Source organism: Serratia sp. Ae19-1 (assembly GCF_059801225.1).
On record NZ_JBCHWD010000005.1, the window covers coordinates 48,660 to 73,133 of the forward strand.

Sequence of the window (24,474 nt, forward strand, 5' to 3'; positions counted from 1 at the left end):
CTTCTCCTTCAAATCGCGTAGGTGCCCTGCGCTACCTGGATGGCATGCCCCCCGGCATACAGCCGGTACGCCCCTTCATCCCTTTGCGCCATGCCGTACATTTTTGACGGGTGCCCCATTTCCACCCCCTGCCAGATTTCCAACGACTGGCTATAGTCGCTCCACCCATGCCGCGCCAGATGCAGCGCCAAAGGCCCGGCGGCCGAGCCGGTCGCCGCATCTTCGACGACACCGTATGCCGGTGAGAACATGCGCAGGCGCCAGCGATTGCCGTCGCGGCAGAAACAGAGCGCGGCCATGTTTTCATGCTGCGCCAGCGCGCGCTGATCGGGATTGAGCGAGGCCAGCGTCGGCATGTCGGCGACGCCGACAAAGACGTGACGCGGCCCGACGTCGTACTGTTCAATCGGCAAAGTGCTATGCGTCACCCCCAATGCGAGCAGCAACGCTTCAGCTTGCGCATAGGGTTGGATTACCGGGGACGGCTGGAGCATATCGACATGGGCAACCGGGAGATCGTTGCGCAACTTGGCATCTTCCAGCGTGAAAGGGAAAACCCCCTTCGCGGTTTCGATATTCAGGGTGGTTTTTCGTAACCGGAGAGACAACGCCAGCGCCGTGCCCAGCAGCGGGTGGCCAGCGAACCCCAGTTCATTCACCGGTGTAAAAATGCGGACATGCGCATCGCCACCGCGACGAGGGCGCGACACGAATGTGGATTCCGAGAGCCGCATTTCCGCCGCTATGCGCTGCATGGTTTCCGGCTCAAGATCGTCACAGTCGAAAAATACGGCGACCGGGTTGCCGGCCAGCACGCGATCGCTGAACGCATTTACGATGACATAGTGGTGCATGTTTCCTCCCGATTCAGCAAAGACGCCCAGGGCGTGATAATCAACTCATTCAGACAAGATGCGGCAACGGTGAACCGCAGCCGCACATCCGGCGGCCGGCCGATCGCCTCGGCGGCCGCATTCAGCGGCAACGCCGCGAGATCGGGTTTTTCATCACGCCACACCATCGCCGCTCCCCAGCGCGGCGGTGCCTCATTCATAATCCAGTATTTGGCCTGCAACGCGCCTATTCGCTGCCAGGCAGCCAGATCGACCTGTTCAAGCTGCGCCTGCAGTTGCCCGATGTCCGGTTCGCCCGGCGCCAGCTCCCACCACACACATTCCATGATCATGAGGTCACCATCTGTTGGATTGATTCATAAAGGATCCGCGGCCCATCGATGGTCAGCACCGACTCGGGATGGAACTGCATGGACGAGAAATGCGGTCCGCGCAGGCCATAAATCTGGCCGGTCGTTTCATCCCGTGCGACGCGAATCTCGCCATACTCGCTAGCCAATGCATTGCTGGCTGCCAGCCCGGTGAACGTGTTGTAAAAGCCCACGCGTTCAACCTTGTCAAAGAAGGCGATCTCTTTTTGTATCCCCTGATTGGGCGACGCCAGCGCGACTATCGGATATCCCAGGGCAGCGCACAGGATCTGATGACCGAAACAGATTGCGATAAAGGGTTGGCCTTGTTGCATGGCTGTCTGAATCAACTTGCGGCTGCGGATCACTCGCTTGTCGTTCAAATCGCGCGGATCGCCCGGCCCGGGGCCGATGACCAGCAGCTCATGCGGATTAGGTTGAAGAGGGGAAGCGTAATGCGCGAGCCGAACGTTGAATCCCATCGCGCGCAGCTGATACTCCATCATCGAGGTGAAGGCGTCTTCGTTATCAATCAGCAGCACCTCGCCCCGGCAGCACCTCGCATTCGTGCTGGCGGCGTCACGCCAAAAGGCGGCCAAACGATGATTGTGCTTTTGCAGCGCGACGGAGACCTGTTCATCCTGAAAAATAGACGTCGACTCGCCATTCAACCCCAGGGCGCACTGTAAGGCGGCGGCCTTCGCCCGCGTCTCCGCTGCTTCGGCGGCAGGATCCGAGGTTCGAACCAACGTCGCCCCCAACCCGATGGTCAGCGCGCCCGTCGAATCAATTTCACTCGTCCTGATCAGGATCGCCGAATCAATCGTCGGCTCACCGCCCTCAGACCCCAGCAAGGCGGCAAAACCACTGTAGTAGCCTCGCCCGGATGACTCATATTTGGCGATAACGCGCGTCGCGTTTTCCAGCGGGCTGCCGGTAACCGTCGGCGCAAACATGGAAGCTCGCAAAATCTCCGGCATCGGCAACGATGAATGCCCCTCGAGCCGATAGCCGGTATGCACCAGACGCGACATCGGCGTTAAGAAGGGGCCAAACGTTTTGACATCGGAGTCACAGATGCGGGTCATCATCTTCAGCTCTTCATCCAGTACCATCGACAGCTCATCCTTCTCCTTTTCATTGGATAAGAAATCGATCAGCCCTTCACGGGTCGGTCCGGTGGAGGGATAGCGATAGGTACCGCTAATCGGCGTCATGGAGACCTTCTGTTGCTGCAAAGTGATATGCCGCTCCGGCGATGCACCTATCAAGGTGACATCGCGGCACTGAATGAAAAAGGTCCAGTAAGCGCCGCTTTCTTGCAGCAGCAGGTTTTTAAAAAGGGTTAATCCCGTTTCGCAGCCATAATCTGCGAAGGCGGCGGTAAAAGCGCGGCGGATAACGAAATTAGCCCCCTGACCGGTGCCGATCTCCTGTTGAATGACTTGAGCGACCGTGTGCGCATACTCATCGTCGGAAGGTTCGAACGCGGCGCTGCTCACCTTCAACGGCGCGTCGGGCAGCAGGGCCAGTGCTTCATGGAGCGGCACTTTATGGCTGTGCGCATTGACGAACGCAATAAGCGGTTTACCGTCATCATTAACGGCATAACCCCGTTCAGCAATCTGTCGATAAGGCGCAACCAACAGCGTTTGCTGCCCATCGCCGCCGTCAGCATTCGCCGGTAAATCCACCAAATCTTGCAAACTGTTCAGATGCCGTTCTTCCCCCGTGATCACTTCGATTTCGGGAACCGCGCCGCGCCCGCATCTGAATAACAGCGCAAACGATTCATGGTTGCTGCCATACCGCAGCAAAGAGGTGATTGTCGGCTCTGTGTTCATGCTGTTACCTCGTCCACCGATAATATCGACGCACAACATGACGCAGCGTAAGTCAACATGCGTTGGTGGGCCGCCAGCGAAAAATCGGCTATCGCATCCCGCGCCAAAAAGACCTCAATGTCTCTGGAATAAGCATCCAGGGCGGTGGTTAAAATGCCAATTTGCGCATAGACGCCACATATAATTATTTGATCACGCTGCTGGTCAGAAAATATATTGGCGAGTTCCGAAGAGAAGAACGCGCTATATCGCCATTTTTTCAATACCGGTTCTCCCGGTTGAGGCGATAATAACGGTGTGATTGCCGTGTGCAACGGATCGGCATCCATTCCAGCTCCCCAAAAATCATAAAGCAATCCGCGCTCTTTGGCGCTCATGCTGCCTTTCTGGCCGGTATAAACCACGGGGACGGCATGTTTCCTCGCCCAGTCTAATAATTTCGAGCAATTCTCTAACAGGGTCTTGCGTAATGACTCAGGCAACGGATTAAGGAAGAAGCTTTGCATGTCATGAACTAAAAGCAAACTTCTGGCGGGAGTCAGACGCCAGTCCACTTTATTTGGCATTGATGCTGTCAGCGAGCCGAGATCATAGTCTTCAATATCAGGTATAGCCATGTCATATCCCCAGTCTTATCAGGACGTAAAAAGGAATCACATAAGAACGCGATAAAGATGAATCAATGAAAAAGGATATTAGGTCGGAATGCCTTCTCTGATTATTTCCGGCACACCAATACCCAATGCGCGGAATTGCTGACAAGGATTCATAAACTCACGTTGAAGGATGATTTTCCCATTTTTAAACTGGAAGTAATGAATGAAGTGATTCTGATAAAACCCTTTGGGGTAGCCCTTAAAATTAATCTCTCCTTTACCGTCACATTCAACCCAAAAAATATCCGGGTCCTGCGTATCGAAAATCTGCACGTTGTACCAGCGCCAATCGGGGAAGCAAGCTAACGACCATACCGCATGTTTAGCCAACTGCTTTTTGCTTTTGATTACGACCGGTTCACCACTATCCGTAGTCCAAAGTCCTCCGCACCCCTCCTCGTCAAACAATTCGTGCCTGGATAATCGGGCTTGCCCGTAAGTATTCATATACTGTTCGACAATATTGCGATTGCTTGCGCGCGCATTACTTTCCTTCATCACTGCTCCTTAATTCCATATAAAATGAAACAGCATGCTTATTTGATTATGCGATGCCAGCCAGGCGTTGTTGCCCATTCTGAACGATCAAGGCATTTAACGACTCCCCCAACAGCAGCCGCAACGGCGGTGTATCCGAATCCACCAGCGCCATCATCGGCGCCACGGCGGCATCGGGAGCGGCCAATGGCAAACGCGGCCAACTCTGCTGCATCATCTGCTCATGAGAGGGATAGGCCTGCCCGCGTTCCGGGCGCACAGCCGAGCTGCCAATCCAATCGGTCAGGTGGGGACCAGGCTCCACCAGCGTGACATTGATTCCAAACGCCTTGACCTCCTGAGCCAAGGTTTCGACCATGCCTTCCACCGCCCATTTTGTGGCGTTGTACATCGCCATGCCGGGTAATGCCAGCAAACCGGCAATGCTGGAGATTTGGATCATGTGCCCATGCCCTTGTCGCCTTAAATACGGCAACACCGCCTGAATCACCCACAAAGATCCCAACAGATTGGTTTCGACAATCTGCCTGGCTTCCTTTTCCGGCACGTCTTCCAGCGGGCAAAACAGACCGTAACCGGCATTGTTCACCACAGCGTCGATGCGCCCGAAAGCGTGAAAACCGATCTCCACCGCAGCGGCCACGGCGGCGCGATCGCACACATCCATCGTCACCGGCAAGAGGTTTTCGCCGTACTCAGCGGCCAGATCGGCCAATTTCTCCGGCTCACGCGCCGTAGCGATAACGCTATCCCCCCTTTTTAGCGCCGCCTCGGTCCATACGCGGCCAAAGCCGCGAGCCGCACCGGTGATCAACCATATTTTTCTCACATGCCTCTCCTTGCGTGCTATGGCGAGCTCATGGCCGATGCACATCTGCCCCTAAAGCAAAGCGATGTATCGCTAACGCCGCCTGTCGGTACAGACAACATCGGCCAGGCCGATTACAGCTTCTCGATTCCGCTGGTGTCCGTCGCGCACAGGCGGATGCGGTGCCCGTCCGGATCCAGCGCCACAAAGGTGTAGCCAAATTCCAGCCTGCTCGGCGGCAACGCCATTGGAACATTGCGCGCCTTAAAGTCGCGGTAAATGGCGTCGACCTCTTCGATCGAGATATCACTCAGGCACAGCTCAAATCCGCCGAATGCCGGTTGGGGCTTCGGCTCGATATCGTGCTTAGTTTGCAACCCTAAAATAAAACCATCTTTTAACGAGAACACGGAAAAACCGGGGAAAGCCTCGATCGGGCCCTCGCCAAAAATAGCTTTGTAAAACGCGGTGCTGGCTTCTACGTTGTCAACGTACAAAATCACACTATTAGGCTTGAACATATCACTCCTCCTGTAAAAGGCTTGAAATCAGATTAATTCAATAGCGCTCGATGTATTTCGAATGGAAATGATTAAATATGAAATTAATCACCATAAGAAAGAAGCAAACTGAGAAAAAAGACAGAGCGCGATGAGCTGAACATAGGAAAAACCGCAGAGGAAAAAGCGGAGCCTTGCTATTCCCACCGGCAAAGGATGCCCCGTAAGAAGAAACCGGGCAATGAATGACGTTAGCGAGAACGTCGAGTCTGAATATATCACCCTGATAATTAATAACTTGCCCACTCATCGTAAATCTTTCCTTATAGATGGTGTTTTATAATAACCAGCAAGAACTATTTCTTTCGCAACATCTGTTATGTTTTCTAATGCTTTGTTTCAACGAGAATGCTTTACGCACAGCCGAATGTATATAAATATTACACACAGTTCGACTTTTGTTGATATGGATCAACAAACCGCTTTCAAGCCAGTTTTTTTATTGAAATAATCAATAATGATTATTTAATTAGATATACTTTACGGTACGCGGTGAAAAAGGGGGTAACAATGGATGATACAACGGCGCCACGCGGTCAATTCAGCAGTGAAAGCATCACCTTCTTAAGCGAAGTAAAACGCCAAAACAGTAAAGAGTGGTATGACAATAATAAGCCTGCATATAACGTGCATTTATTGGAACCTTTTCAGCATCTCGTTGAGTCACTCACCCCAACGATGCAAAGCATCGATCCTCACATTGAGGTCAACCCTGCGATAGGCAAGAGCGTATCCCGCATTTATCGGGATACGCGTTTCTCCAAAGACAAATCCCGCTTTCGCGACCGAATGTGGCTGACGTTTAAACGCGACAAAAAACATTGGATTGACTCTCCGGTCTATTTTTTTGAAATCAGACCAGATGGTTTTTATTACGGTTTGGGCTATTACGCTGCGACGCGAGCCACGATGGATCGCGTCAGAGAAAGTATTCTCCGCCGCGAAAAGGAATTCCGACACGCCACGGCACATCTTTTACCGGAGTTTGAGTTGGTAGGCGAAGCATACAAACGCCCGTTGCAGCCCGATCAGCCCGAAGCCGTCGCCACCTGGTATAATCGGAAATCTTTCTCGGTTATGAAAGAAAACCATGATATTGCCGAGCTGTTCAATCCACAGTTAGCGGCTACGCTGGCAGAAACCTTTACCCAGTTGGCACCGCTTTATACTTTCCTGATTCGTGTCGAAGAAGAGAAGAATAGTGATGCCGAGCAGCAGCGGACACGGCTTTTCGGATAATGACCCTGCGTTTTTTTCCGTGATCGGCCACACAAATCTCAGCATGGTCTACACTTAAAAGACATGTGTCGAAACGGAGAGCCGAATGTTTAAGAAAGCAGAAAGAACAGAACGCGACATCGATCAGGACGTCACTCTGTTGGCCGATACGCTGGATGAAGTGTTGCGTGAGTCCGGTGACAAGACCAAAGAGGAACTGAAAGAGCTGCACAGCAAGGCGAAAGGCGTGCTGCGCGACGCAAGGGCGCGGTTCAATGGCTCCACCAGTCTGACACAGCATGCGCGCGACGCGGTCGATCAAGCCGACAGCTATGTGCGTGACAAACCCTGGCAGGGCGTAGGGATCGGTGCCGCTGTCGGCATCGTGCTCGGCGTGCTGCTGGCCCGGCGTTAACACCCCTGCAGTCATAAAGATAAAACAGATGTGCGTCTGGCCCGCGGAAATCGCGGGCCGTTTAATTTGCGCGTTTGAACAGCTGCGCCAACCCCTGCACCGCCCGCTCCGTCTCCTCCCGCCGGCTGAAATTGGCAAATCCCAACAGTAATCCTTGCCCCGCCGGATGATCGATTTGCCAATCCGACAACGCCTGCGCCGCCAACCCGTGCCGCCACGCTTGCGCCGCCAACGGTGCATCCGCCAGCCCGTGATGCAACCGAGCCAATAGCTGAATGCCGCCCTGCTGCGGCACCACCGTCAGCCATGCCCCCAGCTGCCGTTCCAGCGCCTGCGTCAACCACTCGCGCCGCTGGCGGTACACCGGCCGCATGCGTTTCAGGTGGCGGTAGAAATGACCTTGGCGGATGAAATCCGCCACGCCGGCCTGCAGCAGCGGCGGGCAGCCGCAGCCGCGCAGCCGGCTGCTGCGCGCGAATACCTCCGTCAGATCGGCGGGCACCACCAGATAAGCCATGCGCAGCGCCGGGAACAACGTTTTGCTGAAAGTGCCGGCGTACAGCACCCGTCCCTGAACATCGAGACTTTTCAGCGGCGGCAGCGGCCGCCCGTGATAGCGAAATTCGCTGTCGTAGTCATCCTCGAGGATCCAGGCCGCACGCTGCTGCGCCCAGTCGAGCAGCGCCATGCGCCGCGCCAGGCTGAGCGAGACGCCAAGCGGGCTTTGATGAGTCGGCGTCACCACCGCCAGCCGCGCCTCGGGCTCAGTCAGGATACCGGCGGCGACGTCCATGCCCTGTTCATCCACCGGCACGGCGACCGGCCTCACGCCGGCGGCCCGCAGCAGCGGGCGCGTGACCGGATAACCGGGATCTTCAATCCATACCGCGTCACCGGCGTGCAACAGCGTCTCCACCACCCAGTCCAACAGCGCCGGGTAGCCGGCGCAGAGGAAAATCTGTTCCGGCCGGCAGCTGATGCCGCGCGACAAATGCAGATAATGGGCGATCGCCTCACGCAGTTCAGGCAGGCCGCCGGCCGGCGGCAGTGCCAGGGAAGCCACCGTAGAACCGCGCAGCTGGCGGGCGACAATGCGCTGCCACAGCGCCCGAGGAAACGCATCCAGCGCCGGCACGCCCAGTTGGAAAGGCTGCAGCATGCCCTGCGGCTGCAGCGGATCGGGCACCACCGCCGGCAGCGACGGTGCAGCGGACGCCGCCCCCTGCATGGGTGGCAACTGCGGCGAGACATAGGTGCCCGCCTGCCCCCGGCTCAGCAAGAAACCTTCGGCGATCAGTTGAGCATAGGCGCTTTCCACCGTGGCACGCGCCACGCCAAGATCGCTCGCCAACCCGCGCACCGAAGGCAGCCGGCTGCCCGCCGCCAGGTTGCCCTGGGCGATGGCGTCTTTGATTCGCAGATAAATCTGCCGGTACAGCGGTTCGGCGAGCCGGCTGTCCAAACGCAGCGAGGTCAGGAAAGTTGGCATCATGGCCCGGTTAAATAATCATTTTATGGCCCTATAGCATAGACCATAAGGCCGCTAAAGTAGCGTCATGATTTCGTTACTCCCCATTGAGGTTGACCATGATTAAGCAACGTTTGAACTACGCCGAGCTGGCGCCCGCCCCATACAAAAATATGGTGAGCGCGCTGATGGCGCTGGAGAAAGGCGCTCTGGACAAAGCGACCATCGAGTTGATGTTTATGCGCGTTTCGCAGATCAACGGCTGCGCCTACTGCCTGGACATGCACGGTAAAGCGCTACGCGAAAGCGGCTTCAGCCACGCCAAACTCGATACGCTGGCGGGCTGGCGCGTCAGCCATGAATTCAGCGCACGTGAGCGCGCGGCTCTGGAATGGGCCGAGTCGGTGACGCTGATCGCCGCCACCGGCGCGCCGGACAGCGCTTTTGAGGCGCTGAAAGCACACTTCAGCGACGCCGAGATCGCCGATCTGACCTTTGCCATCAGCATCATGAACGCCTTCAACCGACTGGCCGTCAGCATGCGTCAATAATGCGTTCGCCTCCCCTTCTTCTCTGAGAGGGGGAATTTCCCACCCGCAAAAAAATTTTCCCCTCGCCTTCCCAGCCCCGACGCGGCCTGCGTATCACCCCACACAAAACACCATATATAGAGTGGTTGATAAAACAAATATCAACATATAGTATTTTATAGGTCAGCCGCAGGGAATGTCGTTCGGTTGATAACGCCGTCAGAAACGCCAGGAACGATGCTCCGTTATCTGACTTATCCGCCTTTCCTTCAGCCTAAAGGTAAATGCGAATCATGAGCATTATTATTTACAGCAAGCCGGACTGTGTCCAGTGCAACGCCACCTATCGCGCATTTGATAAGCAGGGGATTGATTATCAGGTGATCGATCTCACTCAGGATCAGCAGGCGCTGAACCACGTTAAATCATTAGGTTATCAGCAGGTTCCGGTGATTATCGCCGGTGACGATCACTGGTCCGGTTTCCGTCCGGACAAAATCGGCGCGCTGGCGCTCACCTGCTGAGGCCCGCCGATGAATCCGCTGGTCTATTTCTCCAGCAGCTCGGAGAACACCCATCGATTCGTTGAGAAACTGGGCCTGCCGGCGATCCGCATTCCGATCGCCGGCGCCCGCAGAAAATTGCTGATGGAACAACCCTATATCTTGATCGTACCCAGCTATGGCGGCGGCAGCGCCGTCGGCGCGGTGCCGATCCAGGTGATCCGCTTTCTCAACGTTCCGCAAAACCGTTCCTACCTGCGCGGCGTCATCGCCGCCGGGAACACTAACTTCGGCGCGGCATACGGCATCGCCGGCGACATCATCGCCAAAAAATGCCAGGTGCCTTTTTTGTACCGCTTCGAGCTGCTCGGCACCTCGCAAGACGTTGAAAACGTTCGACAGGGAGTAACCGCATTTTGGCAACGACAGAACTGACCAGGCCCGAGACGGGCGCGCTGGATTACCATTCGCTCAACGCGATGCTCAATCTTTACGATGCGGAAGGCCGGATCCAGTTCGACAAGGATCGGCTGGCGGCGCGGCAATACTTCCTGCAGCACGTCAACCAAAACACCGTGTTCTTCCATAACCTGGAGGAAAAGCTGCGCTATCTGGTGGAAGAAGGCTACTACGAGCCGCAGGTGCTGGCGCAGTACGAGTTCCCGTTTATCAAGCAGCTGTTCCAGCAGGCCTACGCCAAAAAATTCCGCTTCGAGACCTTCCTCGGCGCCTTCAAGTACTACACCAGCTATACGCTCAAAACCTTCGACGGCAAGCGCTATCTGGAACGCTACGAAGATCGGGTGTGCATGGTGGCGATGACGCTGGCGGCGGGCGATACCGCCCTGGCGCAGGATCTGGTGGAGGAGATGATTTCCGGCCGTTTCCAGCCGGCCACGCCGACCTTCCTCAACTGCGGCAAACGCCAGCGCGGCGAACTGGTCTCCTGCTTCCTGCTGCGCATCGAAGACAATATGGAATCGATCGGTCGGGCGGTGAACTCCGCGCTGCAGCTATCGAAACGCGGCGGTGGCGTGGCCTTCCTGCTGAGCAATATTCGCGAAGTGGGCGCGCCGATCAAGCGCATCGAAAACCAGTCTTCCGGCGTCATTCCGATCATGAAAATGCTCGAAGACGCCTTCTCCTACGCCAACCAGCTCGGCGCGCGCCAGGGAGCCGGCGCGGTGTATCTCAACGCCCACCACCCGGACATTCTGCGTTTTCTCGACACCAAGCGGGAAAACGCCGACGAGAAGATCCGCATCAAGACGCTGTCGCTGGGGGTGGTGATCCCGGATATCACCTTCGAACTGGCGAAGAACAACGAAGAGATGTACCTGTTTTCGCCCTACGACGTCGAGCGGGTGTATGGAATGCCGCTGTCTGAAATCAGCGTCAGTGAAAAATACCGCGAGATGGTGGACGACAAGCGCATCCGCAAGTCGCGCATCAACGCGCGCGAGTTCTTCCAGGTGCTGGCGGAGATCCAGTTCGAATCCGGCTACCCGTATGTCATGTTCGAGGACACGGTCAACCGGGAGAACCCGATCGCCGGTCGCATCAACATGAGCAACCTGTGTTCGGAGATCCTGCAGGTCAACCGCGCCAGCACGTATCATGAGGATCTGAGCTACGATCGCATCGGCAAGGACATCTCCTGCAACCTCGGCTCGCTGAACATCGCCAAAACCATGGACGCGCCGGACTTCGGCAAGGCGATCGAGACCGCGATCCGCGCGCTGACCGCGGTGGCCGACATGAGCGACATCCGCTCGGTGCCCTCGATCGCCGAAGGCAACCGCAGCGCCCGCGCCATCGGTCTGGGCCAGATGAACCTGCACGGTTACCTGGCGCGCGAGCGCATCTTCTACGGCTCGGAAGAAGGCATCGACTTCACCAATCTCTATTTCTATACCGTGGCCTATCACGCCATCCGCGCCTCGAATCGGCTGGCGATCGAACGCGGCGGCACGTTCGACGGCTTTGAGCACTCTCGCTATGCCAGCGGCGAGTACTTCGACAAGTACACCGAACGCGACTGGCTGCCGCAGACCGAGCGGGTGCGCGAGCTGTTCGCCGCCGCCGGCATCGCCATTCCGGGCCGCGACGAGTGGCGCGCGCTGCGCCAGTCGGTGATGATGCACGGGCTGTACAACCAGAACCTGCAGGCGGTGCCGCCGACCGGTTCCATCTCGTACATCAACAACGCCACCTCCAGCATCCATCCGATCGTTTCGCGCATCGAGATCCGCAAGGAGGGCAAGATCGGCCGCGTTTACTATCCCGCGCCTTACATGACCAACGACAACCTGGCGTATTACCAGGATGCCTACGAGATTGGCCCGGAGAAAATCATCGATACCTATGCCGCCGCCACGCAACACGTCGATCAGGGGCTGTCGCTGACGTTGTTCTTCCGCGATACCGCCACCACCCGCGACATCAACCGCGCGCAGATCTACGCCTGGCGCAAAGGCATCAAGACCATTTACTACATCCGCCTGCGCCAGATGGCGCTGGAAGGCACCGAGGTGCAGGGCTGCGTGTCCTGCTCGCTGTGAGGCAACTTATGACGACCGTAACATCGGCGCCGCTGGTGCGCGCCATCAACTGGAACATCATCGAAGACGACAAGGATCTGGAGGTGTGGAACCGCCTGACCTCCAACTTCTGGCTGCCGGAGAAAGTGCCGCTGTCCAACGATATCCCCTCCTGGGCCACGCTGACACCGAAGGAGCAGCAGCTGACCATTCGGGTGTTTACCGGGCTGACGCTGCTGGACACCATCCAGAACACCGTCGGCGCGCCGGCCCTGATCGCCGATGCGCTGACGCCGCACGAAGAGGCGGTGTACTCCAACATCAGCTTTATGGAAGCGGTGCACGCCCGCTCTTACAGCTCAATCTTCTCCACCCTGTGCCAAACGCCGGACGTGGATGACGCCTATCGCTGGAGCGAGGAAAATCGCGCTCTGCAGAAGAAAGCCGGCATCATTCTGGCGCACTACCGCAGCGACGATCCGCTGCTGAAAAAAGTCGCCAGCGTCTTCCTCGAGTCGTTCCTGTTCTATTCGGGCTTTTATCTGCCGATGTACTGGTCCAGCCGCGCCAAGCTGACCAACACCGCCGATCTGATCCGCCTGATCATTCGCGACGAGGCGGTGCATGGCTACTATATCGGCTATAAGTTCCAGAAAGGGTTGGAGAAGGTGGACGCTGCGCGGCGCCAACAGGTGAAAAACTTCGCCTTCGATCTGCTGCAGGATCTGTACGACAACGAGGTGCGCTACACCGAGGAGCTGTACGACGGCGTCGGCTGGACGGAAGACGTGAAGACCTTCCTGCACTACAACGCCAACAAGGCGCTGATGAACCTCGGGTATGAAGCGCTGTTCCCACCGGCGATGGCGGAGGTCAACCCGGCGATCCTGTCGGCGCTGTCACCGAACGCCGACGAAAACCACGACTTCTTCTCCGGTTCAGGTTCGTCCTACGTTATCGGCAAAGCGGTCAACACCGAGGATGAGGACTGGGATTTCTAAGGCTGGCTGACTCTATCAGGAAACGCCGCTAGCGGGGGTGCGGTGTGTTATCCCCGCTCAACTATTTGTTTTTATTTAAATCATCACGCAGCTCAAGCCGCCGCCAGATGGCGCGCTTCTCCGCGTCGCTGGCGGTCGGCCAGGCGGCGATCTCCGCCCGCGTGCGCCGGCATCCCCGGCACTGCTGCGTCTCATCATCAAGCCGACACAGGCTGATGCAGGGCGACCTGACGCCGAGATGAGAGTGCTGATTGTTGCCCGCCATAAACCGCCCTTGATGTGATGTGTGCCGCCACAGGATACCCGATCCGGCGGCGGCGCGCCGTCAATCAGATGATGCCGCCGTTGGCGCGCAGGGTTTGGCCATTGATCCAGCCGCCGTCGGCCCCCGCGAGAAAGGCCACCGCCGCCGCGATGTCTTCCGGCGAGCCCAGGCGTTCCAGCGGCGCCATCTTCGCCAGCCGCTCGATAAGCTCCGGGGTTTTGCCGTCGAGGAACAAGCCGGTGGCGGTCGGCCCCGGCGCGACGGCGTTCACCGTGATATTGCGGCCGCGCAGCTCTTTCGCCAGCACGCTGGTCAACGCCTCGATTGCCGCCTTACTGGCGGCATACATGCCGTAACCCGGCTGCAGCAACCCCACCACGCTGGAGGAAAAGTTGATGATGCGACCGTTGTCGCGCAGGCGCTTCGCCGCCTCGCGCATCGTGTTGAAACTGCCTTTCAGGTTGATGTCGAGCAGGCGATTCACCTCTTCATCCCCCATGTCCGCTATCGGCGCCAGCGCGATCACCCCGGCGTTATTGACCAGGACATCGACGCCGCCAAACGCCTGTTCGGCGCTGTCGAACAGCCGGGCGACCGCAGCCGCATCGCTGACGTCGGCCTTGACGCTCAAGGCGCGGCCGCCGCGCTGTTCTATCTTGCGCGCCAGCTCGTCGGCCGGTGCCGGGTTGCCCGAATAGTTGATGACGACGGTAAAGCCGTCGGCGGCCAAGCGCTCGGCGATAGCGGCGCCGATGCCGCGCGATGCGCCGGTAACGATGGCGACAGGAGGCGTTTTCTGGTTCATCGGGAGATCCTTAAAGAAAGCAACGGGCAGAGCGTTCATCATGCACTGTTTATCACGGCGAATCAGCCCTGATTCTCTGGCATCATAATCCCAAATTATCGAACAATGCCGCTGGGCTCTGTTCGATGGCCGCCCGTTGGGCGGCCATGTCCATTACAGCGCGCCGTAGTTCAGCGGCACCCAGGTATAGCCTTCACCCTGGCGGTTCAGGTAACCCAATCCCGGGAACGACAGGTGTGCGCCACCGACCAGCTCGCTCTGCCGTGCACTGTCGCTGAACACCCGCAGCCGCTGGGCGACCGCCGCCTTGGCGTCGCTATCAAAGCCGATCGCCACCTTCGGATGCGGCATCTGCACCGCCGCTACGTGGATCAGATCCCCCAACAGCAGCAGCTTTTTACCCTGACTCGTCACCTGATAGACGCTGTGGCCCGGCGTATGGCCATGGGCGGCAAAGGCGGCAATGCCCGGCGAAAGTTCACCGTCGCCGTTGAACGGCTTAAAATGGCCGGCCGTCTGGTAAGGTTTGATCGCCGCCTGGGCTCTTTCGAAGTTGCTTTTGCTCTCCGCATTAGCCTGTTTCAGCCGCTCGGCGCTTAGCCAGAAGTCCGCATCCTGGCTGGCGGCGCGCACCACCGCATTGGGGAATACCGCCTTGCCATCGCGCGTCAGACCGCCAAGATGGTCCGGGTGCATATGGGTCAGGTAGATCTCATCCACCTGTTCCGGCTGGTAGCCCGCCGCGCGCAGGTTATCCACCAGCTTGCCCAGCCCACCGCCCAGCAGTTGGCCGGCACCGCTGTCGATCATCACCAGCTTGTCACCGGTATTGATCAGATAGGCATTGACCGAGGTGACCACCGGCAGGCTTTGATGCTGCTCGGCTAACCCGGCGGCGATCTGCTGCGGCGTGCTGTTCAGCAACAGTTTGTCCGCCGGCAGGCGAATGATGCCGTCAGACAATGCGGTCACTTCAAAACCGCCCAACATGATGCGGTAGAATCCCGGCGTCGGGGTTTTGGCCTGCGGCGCGGCGGCCCCGGCCTGTAATGACATAACGGCCAGCGCCGCCCCCAGCAGACAACGTTTCCAGAACATGATGACTCCTTGCGAGAATTGAACAGCGCTAAGTATTGACGCAAAAAGCCCGATGCGCCTGTTTAATAAATGCCTTTGATAAATATATAAATAATATATTTACTGTGAATAATTTTGTTTGTTAATTCACACAACCCCAATCAATATTTTCTCGCTCGCCACTTGGTTATTTTCCTTACTCCCTAAACCACGAGTAAGGAAATAACATGAGCTATCAATTCGAAAACCTGGTCTTTGAAGGCGGCGGCGTAAAAGGCATCGCCTATGGCGGCGCGCTGGAGCTGCTGGAAGCCAAAGGCATCATGCCGCAGATCAAGCAAACCTCCGGTGCCTCGGCGGGCGCCATCGCCGCACTGCTGGTCGGCCTGGGCTGCAGCTCGGCAGACGTAACCAAAATTCTGTCGGCGATGGATTTTAAAAAATTCCTCGATTATAACGGCGGCTTTTTCGGCACGATCCAGGACGCCTATCGCCTGTTCAATCAATACGGCATCGCACCCGGCGATTATTTCTATCAATGGTCGCGCGATATTATCAAGCAATATACCGGCAACCCGGATATTACTTTCGAACAGTTCGAAGCGATGAAGGCGGCGAAAGGGTTCAAGTCGATTTACTTTATCGGCGCCAACCTCAACAGCGGTCAGCGCGAGGTCTATTCTCACCGCACCACGCCGCGTATGAAAGTGGCGGACGGCCTGCGCATTTCGATGTCGTTCCCGTTCGCCTTCGTGGCGAAGAACAATACCCTGGGCGATCTGTGCATGGACGGCGGCATGATCGACAACTATCCGGTGCGGCTCTTCGATTATGACTTCTCCGCCACGCCGCCTTACATCGACAGCTCCAGCCAGCGCATCAACACCCGCACGCTGGGCCTTCGCCTGGATTCCGCCAGCGAAATTGCCCAGGCCGCCGGCCAGGCAGGCCCGCGCACGCCGGTCAACAACCTGTTTGATTTCACCCTGGCGGTGGCCAACGTGATGCTGGACATCCAAACCAAGGTGCATCTGGACAGCGATGACTGGAAACGCACCGTGTATGTCGACACGCTCGACGTCGGCACGCTGGAGTTCGGCATCAGCGAGGAGAAGAAACGCGCGCTGATCGAATCCGGCCGTCGCGGCGTAGAGCGCTACTTCGCCTGGTATGACGCCGCCATGAAGCAAGCGGCCTAACCGGTGTTTTCCCGCCTGCGCGGCCGGCCGGCGCGCGGGCAAAAAAATCCCCGCGGGGGCGGGGAAAGGCAAAGTAACGCTAAGGATTTATAGGAGTTATACGAAGAACTTGGCCAACACCAGCAGCGACAGTGAGACGTTGATAGCGCCGCCGATACGGGTTGCGATCTGGGCGAACGGCATCAGCGACATGCGGTTGCCGGCGGTGAGGATCGCGACGTCGCCGGTGCCGCCCTGCCCACTCTGGCAGCAGGAGACGATCGCCACGTCGATAGGGTGCATACCGATTTTCTTGCCGACGAAGAAACCGGTCGCCACCAGCGCGCTGACGGTCGTGACGATCACGATCAGGTTCTGTACGGTAAACGCGTCCACCAGCTCTTGCCATGGCGTGATGGCCACCCCGACGGCGAACAGGATCGGATAAGTCACGGCGGTGCGGAAGAATTTGTACACCACCTGCGAACCTTCCTGAATGCGCGGCGATACCCCGTGCGCCAGTTTCACCGCCACGGCGGCGAACAGCATGCCCACCGGCGCCGGCAGGCCGATCAGACGGTGCAGCAGCATGCCCACCATATACAGCAGAATGGCCAGCAGCGCGCCGCAGGCGATAGTGCTGACATCAACCTTGCCGCTGATTTTTTCCACCGCGTTCATGTCGCCGTCGCCCTGCTTGCTCGGCATCAGGCTGCCTTCGCCGGTCAGATGCGGATAACGCTTGCCCAGTTGATTGAGCAGGCCGGCGATGACGATGGCGGTCAGGCTGCCGAGCATCACGATCGGCAGGATGCGCCCCAACGCCACGCCTTGCTCCATGTGCAGGATCGCCGCGTAGCCCATCGACAACGGAATCGCCCCTTCACCCACGCCGCCGGCCATGATCGGCAGGATCAGGAAGAAGAAGATCTGGAACGGCTCCAGGCCCAGCGCCATGCCGACGCCCATCCCCACCAGCATGCCGACGATCTCGCCGCACAGCATCGGAATGAAGATGCGCAGGAAGCCCTGGATCAACACCTGGCGGTTCATGCTCATGATGCTGCCGACGATGATGCAGCAGATGTAGAGATAAAGAATGTTGGTCGATTTGTAGAACTTGGTGGTCGATTCCACCACCACGTCCGGCAACAGGCCATAGTGCACCAGCGCGGAAGGAATGAAGGTGGCGCAGATCGCCGCCGCGCCCATTTTGCCGATCAGCGGCAGGCGCTTGCCGAATTCGCCGCAGGCGAAACCGAAGAACGCCAGCGTGGCCACCATCACCACGATGTCGCTCGGCAGCTTACCTTCCAGGCAATCGAGCAGAATCAATACGCCGGCCAGAATAAAGAACGGTAACGGAATGATCCCTACTTTATAATTGTCCAGTATCCGCCACCATTTTTCACGCAGAGGAATATCGGCGGTCTTGTCTTTGGTTACGAGGTAAGAATCATCTGTTGTGCTCATAATCTGGCCTCTTATTAGTTTGTTCAGCCATCATAGAGAAGCGCACGGATTATCTGCTGTGATTATGTTCAAAATTAAAAAGGGTTTTTAATGGTGGTTATGGTTTCTATGGGGTTAATTAAGATTATGTAAAACCCGGCGTGGTTTTAATGGTGTTAATACCGTTTTTATTTTAAAGCTTATCAACTTTATCGCAGACGAACAATTCTCGTCCATTTCACTCTAATCCCGTGTGAGGGATCACAAGTTGATCGGGCGCAATATTACAGACCCCGCTTCTCGTGATAGGGTAAGGCTTCAGGATCTCTTTACGGTAAAGCTCCGCCATGCGCCTTAAACTCTCATTTCAAATCAAACTGTTTCTGTGCCTGGTGGCCTTCTCCTGCCTGCTGCTGACCTGCATCGGCGCCTACACCTATTATCAGCTGGATGCGCAGCTGCACCGCGATCTCGGCGCCCGCGCCCAGGTGCAGGCGCGGGAAATCGCCCTTATCCCTTCGTTGGTGGACGCGGTGGAAAAGAGTGACGCCGCCAGGATCGCCGCGCTGATGAAAAAAATCCGCGCCAGCAGCGATGCCAGCTATATCGTTATCGGCGATAATCACGCCCGCCATCTTTATCATTCCGAATATGAAGGCCGCCTGGGTACGCCGATGATCGGCGGCGATAATAAAGAGGTGTTGGAAGGCAAAAGCATTATTTCCATTCGCAAGGGCGGAATCGGCGTATCATTACGCAGCAAGGCGCCGATCCTGGATGAAAATAACCGCGTTATCGGCATCGTTTCCGTCGGCTATTTGAAATCGCATATTGATAGTTTAAATGCCAGAACGTTAACGCAAATTATCGGCTCCATCGTCCTGCTGCTGATCGCCCTGTTCGTTTTTTCCTGGCTGCTGTCGAAAAACCTCAAGCGCCAGATGTTCTGGCTGGAGCCGAAAGAGATCGCGCTGCTGGTGCGCCAACAGAAAGCGCTGCTGGAAGCCATCTATGAAGGGGTGATCGCCGTCGATCCGCAGCTGCGGATCATCACCATCAACCATGCGGCGCGCGAGCTGCTCGATCTGCACCAGCCCGCCGCCGGCTTGCTGGGCCGGCCGATCGGCGAAGTGATCCAGGCGCAGCCGAACTTCTTCGGCGCCGCGCAGCTGGGCCAGGATACGCACGATGAGGTGTGCCGTTTCAACCACGTGCGGGTGATCGCCAGCCGGGTGCGCATCATGCAGGAGCAGGAGCTGCAAGGCTGGGTGATCAGCTTCCGCGACAAGAACGACATCAATACCCTGAGCAGCCAGCTCAGCCAGGTGAAACGCTATGCCGACAACCTGCGCATCATGCGCCACGAGCAGCTGAACTGGACCGCCACGCTGGCCGGACTGCTGCACATGCAGCGCTATGACGAGGCCATCCGCTATGTGGAAGCCCAGTCGGAGGGCGCGCAGGAGATCCTCGATTTCATTTCACAGCGCTTCAGTTCGGCGGCGCTGTGCGGCCTGCTGCTGGGCAAATACTCCAGCGCCAGAGAAAAAGGCATCGAATTGCGCTTCGATCCGGCCTGCCAGCTGCGGCAGATCCCGGCGGCGCTGAATGAGACCGAACTGATGTCGATCGTCGGCAACCTGCTGGATAATGCGGTGGAAGCGACGCTGCACTGCCCGGCCCCGCACGACGCGATCGAACTCTATATCAGCGACAGCAGCAACGAGCTGGTGATCGAGGTGGCGGATCGCGGCACCGGCATCGCCGAGGAGATTCGTGATACGCTATTTGAACAGGGCGTGACCACCAAAGCGGATAAAAGCGACCACGGCATCGGCCTGCATCTGGTCGCCAGCCATGTGGCGCAGGCGCACGGCAGCATAGAAGTGTCGGACAACGAGCCGCACGGCGCGATATTCTCTATATTTATCCCTAAATAAAACCCATAACCCGATTTTTTTGAGCACCCGATTATGTCACACCAAGCACTGGACGTTCTGATCGTGGAAGACGAGCCGCAACTGGCGACACTGCACGCGGAGTTCATCGAGAAAAATTTCAACCTGCGGGTGGTAGCCTATGCCGCCACGCTGGCCGAAGCGCGGGCCAAAGCCAATGAGCATCAGCCGCGTCTGATCCTGTTGGATAACTTCCTGCCGGACGGCCAGGGCATCGAGCTGATGGAAGAACCAGCGGTAAAAAACCCCGCCTGTTCGGTGATCTTCATCACCGCCGCCAGCGACATGCATACCTGCAGCCAGGCGATCCGCAACGGCGCCTTCGATTACATCATCAAACCGGTGTCCTACAAGCGGCTGCGCAATTCGCTCGAGCGTTTCATGCAGTTCGTACAGACCCAGCGCACCTTCAAGATCATCGACCAGGACAACGTCGATGCGCTGTATAACCTGCAGTCGAAACAGTTCTCCAGCGAGCCGAGCGCCAAAGGCATCGAAACCAACACCCTTGAGCTGGTGCAGGCGCTGTTTATCGCCCAGCCGGCGGTGGCGCATGCGGTGGAAGACGTGGTTGAACAGGTCGGCATCAGCAAAACCACCGCCCGCCGTTATCTGGAATACTGCGTCGCCACCCAGTTCGTGCGAGTGGAGATGCTGTACGGCAATATCGGCCATCCGCGGCGGCTGTATCGCAAGGCCTGAGGCTGCCATCTGGCTGTCATATTCAGGCGATAACATAGCGCCCGACGATATCCCCCTCGATATCGGCACCTGTCGTTAACACTGATGAAATACTGATGACTTTTACCCGGCCTCTGGTCGGGTTTTTTATTATGCGAACGGCAGGTGCAGAACCGAAATATCCCATTGCTTCACGCCGTGTTATTCCCTCCTAAAACCAATCATGATGGCGAATAACGGCCGGCAATTTTGAGTCACGGGCCAAATTACCATAACTAATTAAAACCTTGATGTAAACCACTAATATCCCATTTAAATGACATTGAGGGTTGTCTCAGATATTCACTGTGTTAGGGTAAAAAGCTCTTTTATTTTGCTAAGGACAGCCCATAACGCTTTAATTAAACCAGAGGAAACAGCAAATTGCATGGCAATTAAACTCGAAGTAAAGAACCTGTATAAGATATTTGGCGAACACCCGGAACGCGCATTCAAACTGCTGGATAAAGGTCTGACAAAAGATCGGCTGTTGGAAAAAACCGGCTTATCGCTCGGCGTAAAAGACGCCACTCTGGCCATTGAAGAAGGCGAGATATTTGTCATCATGGGGCTCTCCGGTTCCGGCAAGTCCACCCTGGTACGCCTTCTCAATCGTCTGATAGAACCCACCCGCGGTCAGGTGCTGATCGACGGTGAGGACATCGCCAAAATATCCGACGCCGCGCTGCGCACCGTGCGGCGAAATAAGATCAGCATGGTATTTCAGTCATTCGCGCTTATGCCGCATATGAATGTCCTGAATAACACCGCCTTTGGTATGGAATTAGCCGGCATACCGCTGCAAGAACGCCAGGAAAAAGCGCTGGACGCCCTGCGCCAGGTCGGGCTGGAGAATTATGCGTTGTCTTATCCGGATGAATTATCCGGCGGCATGCGTCAACGCGTGGGATTAGCCCGTGCGATGGCCAACGACCCGGATATATTATTGATGGACGAGGCCTTCTCGGCGCTCGATCCGTTAATTCGCACCGAGATGCAGGATGAGCTGGTGAAATTACAGGCCCAGCATCAGCGCACCATCGTATTTATTTCCCACGATCTGGACGAAGCGATGCGCATTGGCGATCGCATCGCCATCATGCAGGGCGGCGAAGTGATCCAGGTCGGCACGCCGGACGAGATCCTGAATAACCCGGCCAACGACTATGTGCGCACTTTCTTCCGCGGTGTGGACATCAGTCATGTGTTCAGCGCCAAGGATATCGCCCAACGACGCCCGGTAACGCTGATCCGCAAAACTCCCGGCTTTGGCCCACGCTCGGCGCTGCAGCTGCTGCGCGATGAGGACCGTGATTATGGTTATGTTGTTGAACGCGGGAAGAAATTTATCGGCGTGGTGTCGATAGAGTCGCTGAAAAAGGCGCTGTCCGCCAATCAGACGCTGGACGATGCCCTGCTCGAAGCGCCCGCCGCCGTGCCGGCCGACACGCCGCTCAGCGATCTGATCTCTCTGGTCGCCCAGGCTCCGTGCGCGGTGCCGGTGGTATGCGAAGAACATAACTATCTCGGCATCATCTCCAAGGCCATGCTGCTGCAGGCGTTGGACAAGGAGGGCTCCGCCAATGAGTGATACCACGCAAACCCAAGATCCCTGGGCTACCGCACCGGCCGATACCGGCGCCGCACCCGCTCACGATGCCGCCGCCAACGCCGGCGACGCCTGGTCCAGCGCGCCACCGCCGGCCGCCCATGACGCCGCCGCGTCAGGCGCCGATTGGCTGAGCAGCGCCCCGGCCCAGCCGGAGCACTTCAGCCTGCTCGATCCGTTCCACAAAGCCTGGGTGCCGTTCGACGCCTGGGTCACGCAAGGCATCGACTGGCTGGTGCTGCACTTCCGCCCGCTGTTCCAGGGCATCCGCGTGCCGGTGGACATGATCCTGAGCGGCTTCCAACAACTGCTGCTGGGCATGCCGGCACCGATCGCCATTCTGGTGTTCTCGCTGCTCGCCTGGCAGGTCGCCGGTTTCGGCATGGGCGCCGCAACGCTGCTCTCCCTGGTCGCCATTGGCGCCATCGGCGCCTGGTCGCAGGCGATGGTCACGCTGGCACTGGTGCTGACCGCGCTGTTCTTCTGCATCCTTATCGGCCTGCCGCTCGGCATCTGGCTGGCGCGCAGCAAGCACGCCGCCAAGGTGATAAGGCCGCTGCTCGACGCGATGCAAACCACCCCGGCCTTCGTCTATCTGGTGCCGATCGTCATGCTGTTCGGCATCGGCAACGTGCCGGGCGTGGTGGTGACCATTATCTTCGCGCTGCCGCCGATCGTGCGTCTGACCATTCTCGGCATCAAGCAGGTGCCGGAGGATCTGATCGAGGCCGCCGAATCCTTCGGCGCCAGCCCACGCCAGCTGCTGTTCAAAGTGCAGCTGCCGCTGGCGATGCCGACCATCATGGCCGGCGTGAACCAGACGCTGATGTTGGCGCTGTCGATGGTCGTCATCGCCTCGATGATCGCCGTCGGCGGTCTGGGGCAGATGGTGCTGCGCGGCATCGGCCGGCTGGATATGGGCCTGGCCGCCGTCGGCGGCGTCGGCATCGTGATCCTGGCGATCATTCTCGATCGCCTCACCCAATCGCTGGGGCGCGATCGCCGCAGCAAGGGCATCGGCCGCTGGTACCGCCGCGGCCCTATCGGGTTGCTTACCCGTCCGTTCATCAAACAAGCCTGACGCTTTTCCCGCCGGCGGCTGTGGCCCCGGCGGGCTATGACACCACCACATTGAAAGAGGGGAAACACTATGCGCACCACGGGCATCTGGGCTCTCGCCCTGACGACGCTGATTGGTACACAGAGCGCCATTGCGGCGGATTTACCCGGTAAGGGGATCGCGGTACAGCCGGTGCAAAGCACCATTTCCGAAGAGACTTTCCAGACGCTGCTGGTCAGCAAGGCGCTGGAAAAACTGGGTTACGACGTGAAGGAACCGCGCGAGGTGGATTACAACGTCGCCTACACCTCCATCGCCTCCGGCGACGCGACCTTTATTGCGGTCAACTGGGATCCGCTGCACGCCGATCAGTACAAGGCCGCCGGCGGCGACACCAAGTTCTACCGAGAAGGCGTCTACGTCAACGGCGCCGCGCAGGGTTACCTGATCGACAAGAAAACCGCCGAGCAGTACCACATCACCAACGTCGAGCAGCTCAAGGATCCCAAGATCGCCAAGCTGTTCGACACCAACGGCGACGGCAAGGCCGATCTGACCGGCTGCACCCCGGGGTGGGGCTGCGAGGCGGTGATCAACCACCACATCAAGGCCTACGGCCTGAGCAACACCGTCGAACACAATCAGGGCAACTACGCGGCGATGATCGCCGACACCATCACCCGCTACAAAGAGGGCAAGCCGGTGCTGTATTACACCTGGACGCCGTACTGGGTCAGCGATGTGATGGTACCGGGCCGCGACGTGGTCTGGCTGCAGGTGCCGTTCTCCTCCCTGCCGGGCGAGCAGAAAAACGTCGATACCAAGCTGCCTAACGGCGCCAACTACGGCTTCCCGGTCAACACCATGCGCATCGCCGCCAACAAACAGTGGGCCGAAGCCAACCCGGCGGCCGCCAAGCTGTTCGCCATCATGAAGCTGCCGATCGCCGACATCAACGCGCAAAACCTGCGCATGCACGAAGGCCAGGCTTCGGAAGCCGACATCCAAAACCACGTTAACGGCTGGATCAAGGCACACCAGGCAACCTTCGACGGCTGGGTGAAAACCGCCGCCGCCGCGGCGAAGCCGTAACCGCTCGGGGGCG

General features: G+C 57.8%; 25 protein-coding genes. 13 read left to right on the forward strand and 12 right to left on the reverse strand.

The window, feature by feature from the left end; all coding sequences use genetic code 11:
- Nucleotides 1-8: 8 nt before the first annotated feature.
- From AAIE04_RS15440 to AAIE04_RS15470, 7 genes are all read right to left on the reverse strand, one after another.
- Nucleotides 9-854 (reverse strand): PhzF family phenazine biosynthesis protein, encoded by an 846-nt coding sequence (locus AAIE04_RS15440; protein ID WP_498577296.1) that lies wholly within the window; start codon nucleotides 852-854, stop codon nucleotides 9-11.
- Nucleotides 833-1,186 (reverse strand): hypothetical protein, encoded by a 354-nt coding sequence (locus AAIE04_RS15445; protein WP_498577297.1) that lies wholly within the window; start codon nucleotides 1,184-1,186, stop codon nucleotides 833-835. The genes AAIE04_RS15440 and AAIE04_RS15445 overlap by 22 nt, the downstream gene beginning before the upstream one ends.
- Entirely contained in the window at nucleotides 1,183-3,048 is a 1,866-nt protein-coding gene (locus AAIE04_RS15450; RefSeq protein ID WP_498577298.1) for an anthranilate synthase family protein, read from the reverse strand. Before AAIE04_RS15450 ends, AAIE04_RS15445 begins: the two co-directional genes overlap by 4 nt.
- Nucleotides 3,045-3,665 carry an isochorismatase family protein gene (locus AAIE04_RS15455; RefSeq protein ID WP_498577299.1) on the reverse strand — a complete coding sequence of 207 codons (621 nt, stop codon included), beginning with the start codon at nucleotides 3,663-3,665 and terminating at the stop codon, nucleotides 3,045-3,047. The genes AAIE04_RS15450 and AAIE04_RS15455 overlap by 4 nt, the downstream gene beginning before the upstream one ends.
- Before the next feature lie 78 nt (nucleotides 3,666-3,743).
- Nucleotides 3,744-4,202 carry a PhzA/PhzB family protein gene (locus AAIE04_RS15460; protein WP_498577300.1) on the reverse strand — a complete coding sequence of 153 codons (459 nt, stop codon included), beginning with the start codon at nucleotides 4,200-4,202 and terminating at the stop codon, nucleotides 3,744-3,746.
- A 46-nt stretch (nucleotides 4,203-4,248) separates the two neighbouring features.
- The gene (locus AAIE04_RS15465) at nucleotides 4,249-5,031 is read right to left on the reverse strand and encodes an SDR family NAD(P)-dependent oxidoreductase (RefSeq protein WP_498577301.1); all 783 of its coding nucleotides are present in this window, start codon (nucleotides 5,029-5,031) and stop codon (nucleotides 4,249-4,251) included.
- Between the two features lie 113 nt (nucleotides 5,032-5,144).
- On the reverse strand, nucleotides 5,145-5,531 hold the full coding sequence (locus tag AAIE04_RS15470; protein WP_308886286.1) for a VOC family protein: 387 nt from the start codon (nucleotides 5,529-5,531) through the stop codon (nucleotides 5,145-5,147).
- Nucleotides 5,532-6,080: 549 nt separating this feature from the next.
- On the opposite strand from AAIE04_RS15470, the gene AAIE04_RS15475 reads away from it, so the two are divergent.
- Together AAIE04_RS15475 and AAIE04_RS15480 are read left to right on the forward strand one after the other, a co-directional pair.
- Nucleotides 6,081-6,809, forward strand: coding sequence for a DUF2461 domain-containing protein (locus AAIE04_RS15475; RefSeq protein WP_498577302.1), 729 nt, complete (start codon nucleotides 6,081-6,083; stop codon nucleotides 6,807-6,809).
- Nucleotides 6,810-6,894: 85 nt separating this feature from the next.
- Nucleotides 6,895-7,203 carry an ElaB/YgaM/YqjD family protein gene (locus AAIE04_RS15480; RefSeq protein ID WP_004928950.1) on the forward strand — a complete coding sequence of 103 codons (309 nt, stop codon included), beginning with the start codon at nucleotides 6,895-6,897 and terminating at the stop codon, nucleotides 7,201-7,203.
- 61 nt (nucleotides 7,204-7,264) lie between these two features.
- Here the strand turns inward: AAIE04_RS15480 and pdxR are convergent, their stop codons facing one another.
- Nucleotides 7,265-8,695 carry a MocR-like pyridoxine biosynthesis transcription factor PdxR gene (gene pdxR / locus AAIE04_RS15485; protein ID WP_498577303.1) on the reverse strand — a complete coding sequence of 477 codons (1,431 nt, stop codon included), beginning with the start codon at nucleotides 8,693-8,695 and terminating at the stop codon, nucleotides 7,265-7,267.
- Between the two features lie 95 nt (nucleotides 8,696-8,790).
- Between pdxR and AAIE04_RS15490 the strand changes: the two genes are divergently transcribed.
- The 5 genes from AAIE04_RS15490 (at nucleotide 8,791) to nrdF (ending at nucleotide 13,245) form a co-directional block, all read left to right on the forward strand.
- Nucleotides 8,791-9,222, forward strand: a complete 432-nt coding sequence (locus tag AAIE04_RS15490; protein WP_019455576.1) for a carboxymuconolactone decarboxylase family protein — start codon at nucleotides 8,791-8,793, stop codon at nucleotides 9,220-9,222.
- 272 nt (nucleotides 9,223-9,494) lie between these two features.
- Nucleotides 9,495-9,725 carry a glutaredoxin-like protein NrdH gene (gene nrdH, locus AAIE04_RS15495; protein ID WP_004928934.1) on the forward strand — a complete coding sequence of 77 codons (231 nt, stop codon included), beginning with the start codon at nucleotides 9,495-9,497 and terminating at the stop codon, nucleotides 9,723-9,725.
- Between the two features lie 9 nt (nucleotides 9,726-9,734).
- The gene (nrdI, locus tag AAIE04_RS15500; RefSeq protein WP_498577304.1) at nucleotides 9,735-10,139 is read left to right on the forward strand and encodes a class Ib ribonucleoside-diphosphate reductase assembly flavoprotein NrdI; all 405 of its coding nucleotides are present in this window, start codon (nucleotides 9,735-9,737) and stop codon (nucleotides 10,137-10,139) included.
- Nucleotides 10,121-12,265, forward strand: coding sequence for a class 1b ribonucleoside-diphosphate reductase subunit alpha (nrdE, locus tag AAIE04_RS15505; protein WP_025160247.1), 2,145 nt, complete (start codon nucleotides 10,121-10,123; stop codon nucleotides 12,263-12,265). The genes nrdI and nrdE overlap by 19 nt, the downstream gene beginning before the upstream one ends.
- A gap of 8 nt (nucleotides 12,266-12,273) precedes the next feature.
- On the forward strand, nucleotides 12,274-13,245 hold the full coding sequence (gene nrdF / locus AAIE04_RS15510; protein WP_004928917.1) for a class 1b ribonucleoside-diphosphate reductase subunit beta: 972 nt from the start codon (nucleotides 12,274-12,276) through the stop codon (nucleotides 13,243-13,245).
- 61 nt (nucleotides 13,246-13,306) lie between these two features.
- On the opposite strand, the gene AAIE04_RS15515 is transcribed toward nrdF, so the two are convergent.
- The 3 genes from AAIE04_RS15515 to AAIE04_RS15525 all read right to left on the reverse strand — a co-directional run bounded on the left by AAIE04_RS15515 (nucleotide 13,307) and on the right by AAIE04_RS15525 (nucleotide 15,413).
- The gene (locus AAIE04_RS15515) at nucleotides 13,307-13,510 is read right to left on the reverse strand and encodes a DUF1289 domain-containing protein (protein WP_019455579.1); all 204 of its coding nucleotides are present in this window, start codon (nucleotides 13,508-13,510) and stop codon (nucleotides 13,307-13,309) included.
- A 64-nt stretch (nucleotides 13,511-13,574) separates the two neighbouring features.
- On the reverse strand, nucleotides 13,575-14,315 hold the full coding sequence (locus tag AAIE04_RS15520) for an SDR family oxidoreductase (protein WP_063919957.1): 741 nt from the start codon (nucleotides 14,313-14,315) through the stop codon (nucleotides 13,575-13,577).
- Between the two features lie 153 nt (nucleotides 14,316-14,468).
- Entirely contained in the window at nucleotides 14,469-15,413 is a 945-nt protein-coding gene (locus AAIE04_RS15525; protein WP_019455581.1) for an MBL fold metallo-hydrolase, read from the reverse strand.
- 206 nt (nucleotides 15,414-15,619) lie between these two features.
- On the opposite strand from AAIE04_RS15525, the gene AAIE04_RS15530 reads away from it, so the two are divergent.
- A complete protein-coding gene (locus AAIE04_RS15530) occupies nucleotides 15,620-16,591 on the forward strand; it encodes a patatin-like phospholipase family protein (protein WP_019455582.1) in 972 nt (323 codons plus the stop codon).
- A 96-nt stretch (nucleotides 16,592-16,687) separates the two neighbouring features.
- Here the strand turns inward: AAIE04_RS15530 and AAIE04_RS15535 are convergent, their stop codons facing one another.
- Nucleotides 16,688-18,043 (reverse strand): 2-hydroxycarboxylate transporter family protein, encoded by a 1,356-nt coding sequence (locus AAIE04_RS15535; protein WP_498577305.1) that lies wholly within the window; start codon nucleotides 18,041-18,043, stop codon nucleotides 16,688-16,690.
- 326 nt (nucleotides 18,044-18,369) lie between these two features.
- Between AAIE04_RS15535 and AAIE04_RS15540 the strand changes: the two genes are divergently transcribed.
- The 5 genes from AAIE04_RS15540 (at nucleotide 18,370) to proX (ending at nucleotide 24,461) form a co-directional block, all read left to right on the forward strand.
- Entirely contained in the window at nucleotides 18,370-19,962 is a 1,593-nt protein-coding gene (locus AAIE04_RS15540) for an ATP-binding protein (RefSeq protein WP_074055597.1), read from the forward strand.
- A gap of 33 nt (nucleotides 19,963-19,995) precedes the next feature.
- Nucleotides 19,996-20,682 (forward strand): response regulator, encoded by a 687-nt coding sequence (locus AAIE04_RS15545; protein WP_019455585.1) that lies wholly within the window; start codon nucleotides 19,996-19,998, stop codon nucleotides 20,680-20,682.
- 406 nt (nucleotides 20,683-21,088) lie between these two features.
- Nucleotides 21,089-22,291, forward strand: coding sequence for a glycine betaine/L-proline ABC transporter ATP-binding protein ProV (gene proV, locus AAIE04_RS15550; protein ID WP_063919959.1), 1,203 nt, complete (start codon nucleotides 21,089-21,091; stop codon nucleotides 22,289-22,291).
- Nucleotides 22,284-23,390 carry a glycine betaine/L-proline ABC transporter permease ProW gene (gene proW, locus AAIE04_RS15555; protein ID WP_154747725.1) on the forward strand — a complete coding sequence of 369 codons (1,107 nt, stop codon included), beginning with the start codon at nucleotides 22,284-22,286 and terminating at the stop codon, nucleotides 23,388-23,390. The genes proV and proW overlap by 8 nt, the downstream gene beginning before the upstream one ends.
- A gap of 69 nt (nucleotides 23,391-23,459) precedes the next feature.
- Complete coding sequence (proX, locus tag AAIE04_RS15560; RefSeq protein ID WP_498577306.1) at nucleotides 23,460-24,461, forward strand: glycine betaine/L-proline ABC transporter substrate-binding protein ProX; 1,002 nt, start codon at nucleotides 23,460-23,462, stop codon at nucleotides 24,459-24,461.
- Nucleotides 24,462-24,474: the final 13 nt, after the last annotated feature.